A 13,914-nucleotide genomic window follows, 5' to 3' on the forward strand; every position below is an offset into this window, starting at 1 on the left:
CGTCAATCCGACATCTTGAAAGACCGTAAAACCTGTCGCACCGCATCGCCCGCCATCGACCGGAATACCTCAAAAAAACGCGCCGCATCATGCGGCGCGCTTCGTCACATCGCGTGTCGACCGGCTCGAATGGTCAATAAACGTCCGGCACGATCATGTTGTCCGGCACCGGCCGGCGAATGTAATCCTCGTGATGTTCGCGCTGCGGCAGATCGATCGTCGGACGCGGCACCTCGTGATACGGCACCTGGCCGAGCAGATGGTGAATGCAGTTCAGCCGCGCGCGCTTCTTGTCGACCGCCTGCACGACCCACCACGGCGCCTCGGGAATATGCGTGCGCTGCAGCATCTCTTCCTTCGCGGCCGTATAAGCCTCCCAGCGGCGGCGGCTTTCGAGATCCATCGGGCTCAGCTTCCACTGCTTCAGCGGATCCTCGATGCGGCTCTGGAAGCGCAGCTCCTGCTCGTGATCGGTGATCGAGAACCAGTACTTGACGATCTGGATCCCGCTGCGCACCAGCATCTTCTCGAACTCGGGCACCGACCGGAAAAATTCCTCGTACTCGTCGTCGGTGCAGAAATTCATCACGCGCTCGACGCCCGCGCGGTTGTACCAGCTGCGGTCGAACAGCACGATCTCGCCGCCGGCCGGCAGATGCGCGACATAGCGCTGGAAGTACCACTGCGTACGCTCGCGGTTGTTCGGTGCGGGCAGCGCGGCGACCCGGCACACGCGCGGGTTCAGGCGCTGCGTGATGCGCTTGATCGCACCGCCCTTGCCGGCCGCGTCGCGCCCTTCGAAAATGACGACGAGCCGATGCCCGGTGTGCACGACCCAGTCCTGCAGCTTCACGAGCTCGCCCTGCAAGCGGAACAGCTCGCGGAAATATTCCTTGCGCGCTTCGCGGCGCTCGGGCGAGAACAGCAGGTCCTCACCGTCGTCGAAGCGGCGGTCGTCGAGCTCCATCTCGAGCTCTTCATCGTAGGCGTCGACGAGATCCTCCTCGAAACGGCGCTGGCGCGCTTCCATCGAGCTCGTATCGGTGCGGTTGTCGGTCTCGGTGCGGGTATCGTTGTCGCCCATGGGGCCTCCTTCCATCATTGACGCAGCCAAACCCCACCATTATCCCAGCGTCGCGCGTCAAATTCATGAAAATGGGCGGCCATGCCCGTCAGAAGCGGAAGTTCAGCAGCACGGTGGCCAGCACCGGATTCGCCGAAATATCGAACGTATTCGACGCAAGCGTGCGATTCGGCTGACTGATGTCGAGCGTGATCCTGGTGCGCAGCGGGATGTAGGTCACCATCCCGGTGATCCAGAACCGGCGCGTGATCTGGTAGCTGGCGCCGACGGTGAACACCGGCTCCCACACGCTCTTCACCTTCGCCGATACGTTGGTCCGCCCCGACAGCAGCAGGTCGACGCCGGCATCCCAGATCCGCTGGAACAACGCCGGATCGAGCAGCAGCGACTGCAGGCTGCCGATGTCCGCGCCCGCCGCGAGCAGGCCGCCGAGCGACGCCAGCTTGCGCTGGAACACCGGGTTCAGGTTCGTGTTCGTGAAGCGCGTGTAGCTGATGCCGAGGCCCGCGAACGGGCGGAACCGATCGTCGCGCTCGCCGAGGTAGTACTTGAACACGACCGAGCCGAGCCAGGCCCGCGTGGTCGCGAGCGGGTTGCTTTGCGTGTTCGCGAGATCGATCAGCGGAAAGCGGCCGTGCACGCCGGCAAAGATGCGGTCGAGCGGCAGCGCGATGCTGCCGTGCCCGCGCAGCGTCAGCACCGGCGGAATGCCGGCGCCGAGTTCGGCCGCCCAGTGCTCGGAGACGAAATGCGTGAACGTGAACGCCAGCGTGTTCGTATTGCTGAGCGACAGGCTCGAACCCGCGTTCTGGAAACTGTTCAGCCCGAGCGCGTCGGTGTGCGTCGTCACGGGCGTCGAGCGGCCGGTCGTCCCGACGAAGTGCCAGCCGAGACCGACCATGTTGCGGTCGTCGCCCATCAGTTGCTCGAGCAAGGGCGGCGCCTGCGCGGCCGGCAGATCGGGCAGCCGCGATGGATCGATCGGATGCAGTTCGTACGGCATCCGGTCGGCATGGACGACGCCGCGCGCCGCTGCATCGTCGGCCGGCGCATCGTGCGTGGCGGCCGGATCGCAGCCGCCGCCGGCACCGGTGTCGTCGAAACCGATGCCGTCCGCGCCGTCGTCGCCCGCGGCCGCGCAGGCGCGCGCGGCTGCGCCGGTTCGCTGCCCGAGCGTGATCTTGCGGGCGGTCAGCGGGACGGTATCGGGTTGCCGTCCGTCGCTCGACGATGGGTTGCGTGCGCCGCGCGCCGGCTCCGCATCGGTCGTCCATGCGTGCGCATCGAAGCCGTCCGCATCGCCGCCCGGCCAGAAGCCGATCCCGTCGGCGCCGGCCTGCCAGCGCGATGCAGTGTCGCCGTCGGGCTGCGGTGCGGCGTGCGCGGCGTGCGCGGCGGTCGCGCACGCGACCAGCGTCACACCGAGCCAGCGCGACAGCGGACGCACGGTGCCCGGCCGCGCGCGGCGGCGGCGTGTGTCGCGATTCCCCATCGGCTCAGGCCGGCACGCCGAACAGGCGCTGGCGAATCCGGTACAGCGGCTCGAACAGCCATTCGAGCAGGCTGCGCCGCTCCAGCACGATGTCCGCCTTCAGCATCATCCCGGCCCGCAACGACAGCGGCCGCCCGTCGAACGACGGCGTGCGCTCGGCGAGTTCGACCCAGGTCTTGAAGTAGGTCTGCGGCGCGGCCGCATCGCCCGGCAGGTTCAGCTCCTTCGCCGAGAACGCGACGGGCGAGATCGACAGCACCTTGCCGCGATACGTACCGAACTTCTCGACCGGATAGCTTGCGTACGCAACCTTCACCGCCTGCCCCTTCTTCACGAAGCCGGCCTTCGACGACGGAATGTAGACCTCGGCGATCAGCCCGTCGGCCTTTGCCGGCAGGATCTCGACGACGCGCGTGCCGGGCGGGTCGATCACGCCGCCCTGCACGACGTCGAGCCGCACGATCTGCCCGTCGGCCGGCGCGTACAGCACCTGGTTCACGTTCTCGTCGATGTTGTATTCCTTCGCGTTCAGCTCCTCCTGCTTGATCTTCAGCTCCGCGTTCGCGCCGTCGTACTTGCTCTGCATCGTGTCGAGGTCGCCGCGCAGCTTCATCGCGTTCTTCGCGAGTTCGGCGCGGCGCAGCAGCAGGTCCTGGTACGCCTGCCCGGCCTGCAGGTACTGCGTGTTGACCTGGTTGTACTGTTCGAGCGTCACCACCTGTTCGTCGAGCAGCTGCTTCACGCGTGCGCGCCGTTCGCCGTATTCGTCGACGATGCGCTTCTGGTCCTGGATCTGCCGGTCGATCAGCCCGCGGCTCTCGCCCTGCGCGGCGATCTGCTGGTTGATCTGCTGCACCGACGACCGGTATTCGAGCCGCGCCGCGTCGATCTGCTGCGTCACCTCGATGCGTTGCCGGTCGAGCGCCGCGCGCATCCCCTGCACGTTGTTCGCCTGGCTGACGAAGCTCGTGTCGCGCGTCACCGCGAGCAGCCGCTGGCCGGCCTTCACGTGCTGATCCTTGCCGACGTAGACTTCGCGTACCGCCCAGCCCGGCGGCGCACCGACGCCGATCAGCCCGGAGCGCGGCGTCAGCATCCCCGACACGCTCTCGGTATTCGCGTAGCTCAACTCGACCAGCGCGGTCACGAACATCGCGAACATCGCCAGCGACAGGTAGCAGAAGAACCGCATCGACACCGGCACGTCGACGACGCCGTGAATCACGGTGCCGAAGGTCGTGCCGCGCGCGAGCTTGCGCGACGGCTTCTGTTCTCGGAGGGCGGAATTCCAGGTCGGCATGGGGCGGGCTCGTCAGGAGCGACGCCGCGCGGCCGCATCGAGCAGCGGCGCCGGCATCAGGTAAGGCGTGAAGTGTTCCCAGAAATGCCACTGCTCGGGCTGGCGCACGAGCGCCTGCTCGAGACGGTCGACGATGCGCTGGTGCGTCGCGCGCACCGGTGACGCGTCGTCGTCGGTGCCGAGCATCGGCGCGAGCGGGCTGGCCGCGAGCGCGGTGAAATGCACCGCGCAGCGATCGCGGAACGGCACGCCGGTCGCATACGCGACCAGCAGCGGAATGCCCTGCTCGACCGCGAGCTTCACGCCGCCGCCGGCCATCCGCACCCAACGCCCGCCGAGCCGGCAGCGATTGGTCTTGCCGAATTTGCCGTGCAGGTCGGAGAACAGCAGGAACACCGGCGCCTCGCGTCGCAGGCTCGTGATCAGCCGCCGCAGGTGTACGCGCTCCTCGATGTCGATGAATTCGACTTCGCCGGCGCCGTACTCGGCGACGAGCCGCAGCGCATCGTCGAAGAACGCGCCCGGCGCATCGCGGTGCAGGATCACCATCAGCTTGCGATCGTCGGGAATCATGAAGCGCAGCTTCGTGACGAACAGCATCAGGTTGCCGAAGTGCAGCCCCGCGAGCATCAGCGGGCCGCCGCGTGCGAGTGCGGCGCGCAACTGGTCGTCGCCCTCGCACGCCATGCCGTCGATCATCGTCTTCATCGATGCGAGGCTGTGCGTGCGCAGCTTGAGCCCCGCGAACTCGGCCTCGAACAGCTCGCGCACGATCGCGGCCGACACTTCCCGCACGCGCCGCGGATCGTCGTTCAGGTGCCCGCCCAGCATGTAAGCGACCGCGCGCTCGATCGACTCGCGAATGCACGGAAAGCAGCGCAGGCACGCGCCCGAGCACCAGCGCATCAGCCGCAGCCCGCGCGCGGGCGACGTGCGCAGCGCGACCGCGCGCACCGCGCGGCGCACCAGGAACGCATAGGAGAACGGATTGAGCAGGAACAGTCTCCCGAGCATCACCGCGCCTCCTCGTTCGCACGCCACGCGTCGGTCGCGTCGGTCAGCACGCCGTCGTGCATCCGGTAGATCCGGTCGACCATCGACAGGATCGACGCATCGTGCGTGACGAGCACGATCGTGCACGGCAGCGTCAGCACGTTGCGGCAGATTTCGTGCGTGGTCGTCTGGTCGAGATTCGACGAAAACTCGTCGAGGATCAGCAGGCGCGGCTCGCAATACAGCGCCCGCGCGATCAGCAGCCGCTGCATCTGGCCGGCCGACAGGAATTTCTGCGTATCGCCGAGCGGCGTGTCGTAGCGATGGTCGAGCCGCTCGATCTCGTCGTGGATGCATGCGAGCTTCGCCGCGTCGAACATCGCGCCGATCCGCGGCGCGGGCGCGAAATTCGTGATGTTGTCGCGGATCGTCCCGCGAAACAGCTGGTCGGACTGCGTGACGGCCGCGAGATGCTTGCGGTATTGCCGCAGGTTCACTTCCGCGAGATCGAGGCCGCCGACGAACAGCGTGCCGGGCGCGGGCCGCACGAGCCCGCAGATGAGGTTCAGCAGCGTCGTCTTGCCGCTGCCGGTGCGCCCGACGATCGCGATCTTGCTGCCGGCCGGCACGTCGAGCGTCACATCGCTCAGGATCGGCCGCTGGCCGCCCTTCGGCGTGTACGACAGCGCGCGGATCGACAGCGCGCCGTCGAACCCGTCGACCGGCCGCACGACCGCGTCCGGCGCCGGCTCCTCGGTCTCGGTCTGTAGCACGTCCGCGACGCGATCCATGTGCACCTGCAGCACCTTGCGCCGCACGTAGAGCTGGATCGAATCGATGAACTTGTCCGCGAACAGGTTCTTGTACTGGATGAACGCGTAGATCACGCCGATCGTGCTCTGGCCGTGCATCACGAGCCACGCGCCGTACGTGACGATCACCAGTTGCTCGACGTGCACGATCCCCTTCGAGATCGCATCGAACAGCAATTGCAACCGCTCCTGCTGGCGCATCGCCTGCAGCTTCTGCGTGAACGCATTGACCCACAGGCTGCTGCGCGCGGTTTCGGCCGACAGCAGCTTGATCGAATGCGCGGACCGGATGTTCTCGATCAGCAGCGCGTCGGCCTCGGCGCCGCGGGTGAGGATCTGCGACATCGCGTCCTGCAGCTGCGGCTGGATCGCGAGCCGGCTCAATGCGAACAGCACCATCCCGGCGAGGCTGATGCCGGCCAGCACGGGGCTGTAGTACAGCATCAGCACGAGCGTCAGCGTGCAGGTGACGATGTTCAGCAGCCCGCCGACCAGCCCGTCGACGAGAAACCGCCCGACCTCCGACACCGACGACACGCGCGAGATCGAATCGCCGGTGTTGTGAAACAGGAAATAGCCGATCGGCAGCCGCGCGAGATGGCCGACCAGGTTCGCCGACAACTGCTGCGACACGATGTTGCGCAGATAGCTCTTGATGTTGCCGACCAGGTTCGCGTAGAGCGTGTCGAACAGGAACACGATCGCGAACAGGATCGTCAGCAGGTACAGGATGTCGACGTCGGTCTTCTTCAGCGCCTCGTCGATCGTCAGTTGCACGTACGACGGGCCGAGCAGCAGCAGGAGCTGCGCGGCGACGCCGCCCGCGATGCCGATCGCGAGGCTCTTGCGGATGCCGGTCAGCCCTTCGAGGTAGTCGCGCAGCCGGATCCGGTCGGCCTGCCCGGCCCGCGTGAACCCGATGTCCGGATTCAGTTCGAGCGCATAGCCGGTGATGTGCGTGAGCGCCTGCGCGAGCGGCAGCTTCGTCTCGCCGAGCGCGGGGTCGACGATATGCACGCTGCCGTAGCCGACCTTCGTCAGCACGACATAGTGGTTCATCCCCCAGTGCAGGATGCACGGCGTCTTCAGCGCGTCGAGCTCGCCCGCGTCGAACTGCAGCCCGCGGGCGCGCAGGCCGAGATCGTTGGCGATCTCCATCAGGTCGAAGAACGACAGGCCGGAGTCGATCCGCACCGGATAGCGGTTGCGCAGCGTGCGCAACGTCGTTTCGCGCCCGTGCCACGACGCGATCATCGCGAGGCAGGCCAGGCCGCACTCCGTCACTTCGTCCTGCAGGACCGGACGGACTTTACGCGTATTGAAGAGCATGGTCGGGCACCCGGGGCGCGACGACGCGCCGCCCGGGCCAGCCAGTGCGGGCCCGTGGCGGGTCGTGCGCGATACGCATGAGGCGCAGCCGGCGCTACCGGCCGCGACGGAAGATCGGCGTTACCGGCCGCTCGGCGGGCCGCTCAGCGCGACGAGCCGAGCGACATCCGGAACTGTTCGACGGCGTGGGCCTGGTACTGGGTCATCAGTCCTTGCAGCGTGGTCCCGATCGACTGATTGACGAGATCGACCGTATAGGCGGCCGAGTTGGAGTAAAGCGACGCGCCGCCCCGAATCTGGCGGGCCTGTTCTTCCGTGATGTCTCGCATTTGTTGTGGCCTTTATATTGTCGGAATGCCAACAGCCGTCGGCCAATTGCAAGCTCAATGGCCGTTCACTTTATTACGGCGATAATCCGGCACTCCCGCCTCCTGACAATCGCCCGATTTCGAAATAATGCATTTCGAAGTCACTTTATATCCACTGCGGCGATCGATTCTTTTCCTTCTGTTTCGCAGCATTTCACGCGGGGGGCGCCTCCCCGCGCACGGCGGTTACTTGCCGGTGTTATTGAACGTCTTCGGGTTCTGCAGGTAATTGCCGAGGCTCGGCAGGAATTGGCCGAGCGCGGTCACCACCGGCGCGGCGTCAACGGCGAGGCTACCCAGCGAGCTGATCGCACCGCCGCCATGCACATTCCTGACCTGTTCCGTCGTCATGACCTTCATCATTCTCTCCTCGTAAAAAATAAAGATGATGCAAAGAACCTTCATTGAAAGACCAACGGCTTTTAATCCCGAGCGACTTGTTAATCTAATAATCACTGCGATTACCAGCCGAAATCAGGCTATCATGCGGGCGCGTCGGAATTCAATGGAGGACACACTCTTACAGCCGTATTTTCCGATGCACGGCAAGTAGCAGGCATTCACGCTGTTTGAATTTCAATTTCAAAACGTTTAAATCCCGCCGCAATGCATTGCGGCACGGACAGGAGACGGAGACGGCCATGTTTGAAACGAGGCGCACGAATCGCGGGTCGGCGACACCGGATGCGGGTATTTCCCTATCAAGATTTTCGACTAGGTGGAATCCCCGACTTGCAACCATAACATTGTTCGCTGTAACGATAGTCGGCGTGCCGGCACACGCTCGTGCGTTCTGCCTCGATACCGCCTACCAGTACGCGTCCGTGCACGATCCGCGCTACCTGCAGGCCCGCAGCGAATACGACGCGGCCCGCCAGAAATTTCCCGAGGCGCGCGCGCAGATGCTGCCGCAGGCTGCCGCGCAGCTCGAATGGGGGCGCTACGGCACGCACGCGAACCTGTTCGGCATCGACGTCAGCGGATCGAGCAACGCGGCATACGGTTCCGCGCAGGTGACGCAAGCGCTGTTCAACGTGCCCTACCTGTACGACATGCGGCGCGCGACCGAGTACGAGGAAGCGGCGAAGCAGAAACTGGAAGTCGCGAAGCAGGACCTGATCCTGCGGGTCGCGAATGCGTGCTTCGATCTGCTGAGCGCGCGCGAGAAACTGCAATCGGCCGACGACGAAGTCAGCGCGCTCACGCGGCTCGAAAGCGACACGCGGCGCATGGCGCAGCTCGGGATGAAGACGATCGGCGACACCGCCGAGATCGAGGCGCGCCGCAGCCTCGCGCAATCCGACGAGGCGCTCGCGCAGACCGACGTCGACGCGCGGCGCGCGCGTTACGAGACCTTGCTCGGCTCGACGATCGATTTCGCGCGCTGGCCGCGGCTCGCGATGCGCGGGTCTTCGCCGCGCATTCCGTCCGGCGACTACGCGCCGCAGGACAACCCCGCGTACCGGCAGGCCTATCGCGACGTTCAGGTCGCGCGGCTCGCCGCGAAACGTGTCAGCGCCGAGCACTTGCCGACCGTCGACCTGTTCGCGTCGTATTCGCGCGGACTCAACCCGAACCTGCGCGGGCTCACCGATCGCTCGGACTTCCATCAAAGCGCGGTCGGCGTGCAGGTGACGATCCCGATCTTCTCCGGCGGCAGCGTGTACTACCGGCAGGTCGAGGCCGAGCACGTGACCGAGCAGTATCGCAACCGGCTGCGCGAGGTCGAGGAGCAACTGGGCACCGATCATCGCGAGGCGTTGTCCGCGCTCGAATCGGTCGGCAAGCGCATTCGCGCGCTGCAGCAGTCGCTGCAGGCCGCGCGGCTCGCGTACGATTCGTCGATGAAGGCGCACCAGGTCGGCTACAGCACGACGTACGAAACGCTGAACCTGCGGCGCGACATTTCGGGCATCCGGCAGAAGCTGTTCGACAGCTATCTCGATGCGCTGAAGTTGCAGTTGAAGCTGAAAAGCGTGCTCGGCACGCTCGACGAACAATCGCTGATCGCGGTGGACACTTTCCTCGAAAGCAACGCGGCGAACGATCGGAGCTGAACGCGTCTCGGCGTATATCGCGGGGATCGAATAAAGTTGCGTACACAACTTTATAGCGGTGCGCCGATGCACCGGCCGATTGCTTCGGCGACACCGTTTCATCGCGATTGCCGCGCGTCGCTCCCGGCAAACTTGCGTCCGACCCCGCACGAGCGCGCCACGCAATGCGCGGTCCCGGCCGCACGTCGAGCCGCTCGCCCCGCCTTCACGACGTGCAGGGGTATACGCGATGTTGCGTCCGAAAAAAACTTTGCATAGAGTGCATCCCATCGATCCGGCGGACAAAGACGTCCCACGATCGTGCGCAGCGCGAGCCCGATAGCCCGCGCTTCGCCGGCCGCGCATCCGGCCACTCATCCGCATTCCCGTTATCCGACAGCGTTGTCGGATGAACGGACCGGCAAAGAAGCCCTTGCCTCGCTCGTCGAGGCAAGGGCTTTTTTTTGCCTTTCGAAAACGCACGTCTTCACCCGAACCAGGAGCACACCATGCGTCATGGCGATATTTCCAGCAGCAACGACGCCGTCGGCGTCGCCGTCGTCCAGTACAAGATGCCGCGCCTGCACACCCGCGCCGAGGTGATCGCGAACGCCCGCGAAATCGCGGAGCGCGTGGTCGGCATCAAGCGCGGCCTGCCCGGCATGGATCTCATCGTGTTTCCCGAGTATTCGACCCACGGGATCATGTACGACGCGAAGGAGATGTACGACACGGCATCGACGATCCCCGGCGAGGAAACCGACATCTTCGCGGCCGCGTGCCGCAAGGCCAACGTGTGGGGCGTGTTCTCGCTGACCGGCGAACGCCACGAGGAGCACCCGAACAAGGCGCCGTACAACACGCTCGTGCTGATCGACAACCACGGCGAGATCGTGCAGAAGTACCGCAAGATCATGCCGTGGGTGCCCGTCGAAGGCTGGTATCCGGGCAACTGCACGTACGTCGCCGACGGGCCGAAGGGGCTCAAAATCAGCCTGATCATCTGCGACGACGGCAACTATCCGGAGATCTGGCGCGATTGCGCGATGCGCGGCGCCGAGCTGGTCGTGCGCTGCCAGGGCTACATGTACCCGGCAAAGGATCAGCAGGTGCTCGTGTCGAAGGCGATGGCGTTCATGAACAACTGCTATGTCGCGGTCGCGAACGCATCCGGGTTCGACGGCGTGTATTCGTATTTCGGGCACTCGGCGATCGTCGGCTTCGACGGCCGCACGCTCGGCGAATGCGGCGAGGAAGAAAACGGCGTGCAGTATGCGGAACTGTCGGTGAGCCTGATCCGCGACGCGCGCCGCAACATGCAGTCGCAGAACCACCTGTACAAGCTGCTGCACCGCGGCTACACCGGCAAGATCGGCTCCGGCGAATCGCCGAACGGCGTCGCGCAATGCCCGTTCGAGTTCTACGCGAACTGGGTGAACGATCCGGACGGCACGCGCCAGGCCGTCGAGCGCCTGACGCGCGCGACACCCGGCACGCCCGAATGCCCGATCGAAGGCATTCCGTCCGAAGCGCCCGCGCACCGCTGAGCCCGCGCATTGCCCGGTCGTTCGCGCCGCCCGCGCGAACGGCTCCGCCCCACTCTGGAGCCTTCATCATGCTCGGTGTCGCTCTCTTCTTCATCGGCGCGGTGCTGGTCGTCAACGGCGTCGCGCTGACCGGCCGCATCGAACCGCGCGACGCGGCCGGCCTGAACCTGCTCGTCGGGTTGCTCGCGCTGCTGATCAACCTCGCCGGACTCGTGCAGGCATCGACGCCCCCGCAGTATTTCTCGAGCGCGGGCGGCCTGCTGTTCGCGTTCACGTACCTGTATCTGGCGGCCGTCCAGTGGCGCGGGCTGCAAGGCGCGGGGCTCGGCTGGTACTGCCTGTTCGTCGCGATCAGCGCGCTCGTCTATGCGGGCACGTCGCACGACGTGCGCTTCGGTGCGATGTGGCTGCTGTGGTCGAGCCTGTGGTTCCTGTTCTTCGTCGCGCTCGGGCTGAAGCGGCGCGTACGCTTCCTGCCCGGCTACACGATCGCGATCGGTGTCGGCACCTGCTGGCTGCCCGGCATGCTGATGATGACGGGGAGGTGGTGATGAGCGCACGCGATACACCGTTGGCCGCCGATCCGCTCGCCGGACACCGCATCGTCGACGCGCCGTTCTACCAGCCGGCCGGCGCCGAAGCCGACTGGTTCGAGACGGCCTGCCGCCAGCGCCTGCCGGTCCTGCTGAAAGGGCCGACCGGTTGCGGCAAGACGCGTTTCGTCGAGTACATGGCGTGGCGCATGGGCCTGCCGCTGATCCAGGTCGCGTGCAACGACGATACGTCCGCGGCCGACCTGACGGGCCGGCACCTGCTCGACGCCGACGGCACCTACTGGGCCGACGGGCCGCTCACGCTCGCCGCGCGGCATGGCGCGATCTGCTATCTCGACGAGATCGTCGAGGCGCGCCCCGACGCGACGGTCGTGATCCACCCGCTGACGGACTCGCGGCGCGTGCTGCCGCTCGACCGGCTCGGCGAAGTCGTGCATGCGCATCCGGATTTCCATCTGGTGATCTCGTACAACCCCGGCTATCACGGCGAGCACCGGCGGCTGAAGCCGTCGACGCGGCAACGCTTCGTCGCGATCGACTTCGGCTATCCGGACGCCGCGCACGAGGCCGAGGTCGTCGTGCGCGAAAGCGGCGTCGATCGCGACACCGCGCGCCGGCTCGTCGATCTCGCGCAGCGCACGCGTGCGCTGGCCGGCGACGGGCTCGACGAAGGCGCCTCGACGCGCCTGCTCGTGCACGCGGCCCGGCTGATCGTCGCGGGGCTCGCGCCGCTCGACGCGTGCCGGATCGCGATCAGCGACGCGGCGACCGACGACGCCGACACGCGGGCCGCGCTGCAGACGATGGCCGCCGCGCACTTCGCGACATGAGCGCGCTGCACCTCGCCCGCTTCCTGCACGGGATGACCGCGCACGAGACCGACGTGCGGCTCGACGATGCGGCGCTGCGTGCGACGCTCGACCATGCGGCGCTGCGCGTGCCGGGTACGCTGCCGCCCGCCGCGCGCATCGCGGCGGCCGCGCACGCGCTCGCGCACTGGCTGCATTCGCCGTCGGGCGAACCGGCCGACACACTGACGCCGATCGGTATCGCGGTCGCCGGGTTGATCGAGGATGCGCGTGTGGAGGCGCTGCTCGTCCGCACGTGGCCGGGGCTGGCGACGTTCTGGGCGCCGGCTTTCGCACCGATCGACCGCGAAGGGCTCACGTTCGGCCGCCTGTGCGCCCGGCTCGCGAAGGCGCTGTTCGATCCGTCGTATCGCGACGGCAACCCGTGGGTCGACAAGGGCGCGCAGTGGTTCGCGGAACGGCGCGACCGGCTCGACGACTACCGCGCATTCCGCACGATCGCGTCGCGGCTCGCGAACGATCTCGGCCAGATGCGCGTGCGCTTCGAGCCCGACGACGGCGCGTGGCTGCCGTATCGCGACGACAACGCGTGGCTGTGGGCGCAACCCGCCGCCGCGGCCGAACAGGCGGGCCACGCAGGCATCGAGATGTCGGCGGCGACCGGCGGCCAAAGCGACGAACCCGACGACGAGCCTCAATCGGCACCCGATGCGCCGCGCTATCCCGAATGGAATTGCCATACGCGACGCGAGCGCCGCGACTGGACGACCATCGTCGAGCGCGCGCCCGTCACGTCGGCTCCGCCGCGCTCGCTGGCCGCGCTGATCGAGGCCGACCGGCGCACGGCGAAGCGGCTACCGTCGCCGCGTGCGTCGGAACCGATGCGGCGCGTCGGCCGCCAGCTCGATGGCGACGCGCTCGACGTCGACGCGGCGATTGCCGCCCGCATCGCGCGCCGCGCCAGGCAAGCGCCCGATCCGCGCGTGTTCCGTCGCCGCGTGCCCCACGACGCGCGCGGGCCCGTGCTGATCCTGCTCGACCTGTCCGCATCGACGGCCGCACAGGTCGCCGCGCTCGAAAAACGCGCCGCGTTCGTGCTCGGCGACCTGTTCGACCGGCAGCGACGGCGCTGGGCCGTGCACGGCTACACGTCCGACGGCCGGCATCGCGTGTACTACGCGCGCTTCAAGGATTTCGGCGACGCGTTCGACGCCGGCCGTCGCGCGGCGCTGCTCGCGGCCGACGCCGGGATGAGCACGCGCACCGGCGCGGCACTGCGTCACGCGCTTGCGCTGCTGCGTCGCGAAGCGGCAGGCATGCGCGCCGCCGTGCTGATGATCGGCGACGGCGAAGCCGCCGACATCGACGTGTTCGACCCGCGCTATCTCGTCGAGGATGCGCGCCACGCGGTGCGCCAGGCCCGGCAGCGCGGCGTCGCGATCGCGGGTTTGTCGTTCGGCGCGCCGCCGGGGTTGTCTACAATACTCGGCGTCGGCCCCGGCTGCGTGCATGCGGCGACCGGCGACGCCCTGCCCGCCGTCGTCGCGCACGCGGCCGGGCGGTTGAGCGCATGACGGCCCTCCCCGGAAC

At 67.0% G+C, this 13,914-nt stretch carries 12 protein-coding genes; 5 read left to right on the forward strand and 7 right to left on the reverse strand.

Features of this window, described 5'->3' with window-relative positions; genetic code table 11:
- Positions 1-133 precede the first annotated feature (133 nt).
- From ppk2 to DFS13_RS40195, 7 genes are all read right to left on the reverse strand, one after another.
- Positions 134-1,084 carry a polyphosphate kinase 2 gene (gene ppk2, locus DFS13_RS03950; RefSeq protein WP_006490762.1) on the reverse strand — a complete coding sequence of 317 codons (951 nt, stop codon included), beginning with the start codon at positions 1,082-1,084 and terminating at the stop codon, positions 134-136.
- Between the two features lie 88 nt (positions 1,085-1,172).
- On the reverse strand, positions 1,173-2,576 hold the full coding sequence (locus DFS13_RS03955) for an OmpW family protein (RefSeq protein ID WP_111441381.1): 1,404 nt from the start codon (positions 2,574-2,576) through the stop codon (positions 1,173-1,175).
- A 4-nt stretch (positions 2,577-2,580) separates the two neighbouring features.
- Positions 2,581-3,876: an HlyD family efflux transporter periplasmic adaptor subunit gene (locus DFS13_RS03960; RefSeq protein WP_006495010.1), complete on the reverse strand. Its 1,296-nt coding sequence runs from the start codon at positions 3,874-3,876 to the stop codon at positions 2,581-2,583.
- Between the two features lie 12 nt (positions 3,877-3,888).
- Positions 3,889-4,893 carry a hypothetical protein gene (locus tag DFS13_RS03965; protein ID WP_181461602.1) on the reverse strand — a complete coding sequence of 335 codons (1,005 nt, stop codon included), beginning with the start codon at positions 4,891-4,893 and terminating at the stop codon, positions 3,889-3,891.
- Positions 4,890-7,010, reverse strand: coding sequence for a peptidase domain-containing ABC transporter (locus DFS13_RS03970; protein WP_111441383.1), 2,121 nt, complete (start codon positions 7,008-7,010; stop codon positions 4,890-4,892). The genes DFS13_RS03965 and DFS13_RS03970 overlap by 4 nt, the downstream gene beginning before the upstream one ends.
- A 143-nt stretch (positions 7,011-7,153) precedes the next feature.
- Positions 7,154-7,339 (reverse strand): hypothetical protein, encoded by a 186-nt coding sequence (locus tag DFS13_RS03975; protein ID WP_006479215.1) that lies wholly within the window; start codon positions 7,337-7,339, stop codon positions 7,154-7,156.
- Positions 7,340-7,564: 225 nt separating this feature from the next.
- Positions 7,565-7,738 carry a hypothetical protein gene (locus DFS13_RS40195; RefSeq protein ID WP_006495012.1) on the reverse strand — a complete coding sequence of 58 codons (174 nt, stop codon included), beginning with the start codon at positions 7,736-7,738 and terminating at the stop codon, positions 7,565-7,567.
- A 281-nt stretch (positions 7,739-8,019) separates the two neighbouring features.
- On the opposite strand from DFS13_RS40195, the gene DFS13_RS03980 reads away from it, so the two are divergent.
- The 5 genes from DFS13_RS03980 to DFS13_RS04005 all read left to right on the forward strand — a co-directional run bounded on the left by DFS13_RS03980 (position 8,020) and on the right by DFS13_RS04005 (position 13,898).
- Positions 8,020-9,435, forward strand: a complete 1,416-nt coding sequence (locus DFS13_RS03980; protein ID WP_111441384.1) for a TolC family protein — start codon at positions 8,020-8,022, stop codon at positions 9,433-9,435.
- A gap of 488 nt (positions 9,436-9,923) precedes the next feature.
- A complete protein-coding gene (locus DFS13_RS03990) occupies positions 9,924-10,961 on the forward strand; it encodes an aliphatic amidase (protein WP_059723274.1) in 1,038 nt (345 codons plus the stop codon).
- Positions 10,962-11,029: 68 nt separating this feature from the next.
- Positions 11,030-11,512 (forward strand): AmiS/UreI family transporter, encoded by a 483-nt coding sequence (locus DFS13_RS03995; protein ID WP_006481687.1) that lies wholly within the window; start codon positions 11,030-11,032, stop codon positions 11,510-11,512.
- Positions 11,512-12,345: a CbbQ/NirQ/NorQ/GpvN family protein gene (locus tag DFS13_RS04000; protein WP_006495014.1), complete on the forward strand. Its 834-nt coding sequence runs from the start codon at positions 11,512-11,514 to the stop codon at positions 12,343-12,345. The genes DFS13_RS03995 and DFS13_RS04000 overlap by 1 nt, the downstream gene beginning before the upstream one ends.
- Entirely contained in the window at positions 12,342-13,898 is a 1,557-nt protein-coding gene (locus tag DFS13_RS04005) for a VWA domain-containing protein (RefSeq protein ID WP_111441385.1), read from the forward strand. Before DFS13_RS04000 ends, DFS13_RS04005 begins: the two co-directional genes overlap by 4 nt.
- Positions 13,899-13,914 lie beyond the last annotated feature (16 nt).

The sequence above is a fragment of the Burkholderia sp. 28_3 genome (assembly GCF_003253915.1).
GTDB lineage: Bacteria > Pseudomonadota > Gammaproteobacteria > Burkholderiales > Burkholderiaceae > Burkholderia > Burkholderia cenocepacia.

Coding starts and splice junctions, on each gene's coding strand:
- ppk2 (WP_006490762.1), bottom strand. CDS start 1,084: ATGGGCGACAACGATACCCGCACCGAGACCGACAACCGCACCGATACG.
- DFS13_RS03955 (WP_111441381.1), bottom strand. CDS start 2,576: ATGGGGAATCGCGACACACGCCGCCGCCGCGCGCGGCCGGGCACCGTG.
- DFS13_RS03960 (WP_006495010.1), bottom strand. CDS start 3,876: ATGCCGACCTGGAATTCCGCCCTCCGAGAACAGAAGCCGTCGCGCAAG.
- DFS13_RS03970 (WP_111441383.1), bottom strand. CDS start 7,010: ATGCTCTTCAATACGCGTAAAGTCCGTCCGGTCCTGCAGGACGAAGTG.
- DFS13_RS03975 (WP_006479215.1), bottom strand. CDS start 7,339: ATGCGAGACATCACGGAAGAACAGGCCCGCCAGATTCGGGGCGGCGCG.
- DFS13_RS40195 (WP_006495012.1), bottom strand. CDS start 7,738: ATGAAGGTCATGACGACGGAACAGGTCAGGAATGTGCATGGCGGCGGT.
- DFS13_RS03980 (WP_111441384.1), top strand. CDS start 8,020: ATGTTTGAAACGAGGCGCACGAATCGCGGGTCGGCGACACCGGATGCG.
- DFS13_RS03990 (WP_059723274.1), top strand. CDS start 9,924: ATGCGTCATGGCGATATTTCCAGCAGCAACGACGCCGTCGGCGTCGCC.
- DFS13_RS03995 (WP_006481687.1), top strand. CDS start 11,030: ATGCTCGGTGTCGCTCTCTTCTTCATCGGCGCGGTGCTGGTCGTCAAC.
- DFS13_RS04000 (WP_006495014.1), top strand. CDS start 11,512: ATGAGCGCACGCGATACACCGTTGGCCGCCGATCCGCTCGCCGGACAC.
- DFS13_RS04005 (WP_111441385.1), top strand. CDS start 12,342: ATGAGCGCGCTGCACCTCGCCCGCTTCCTGCACGGGATGACCGCGCAC.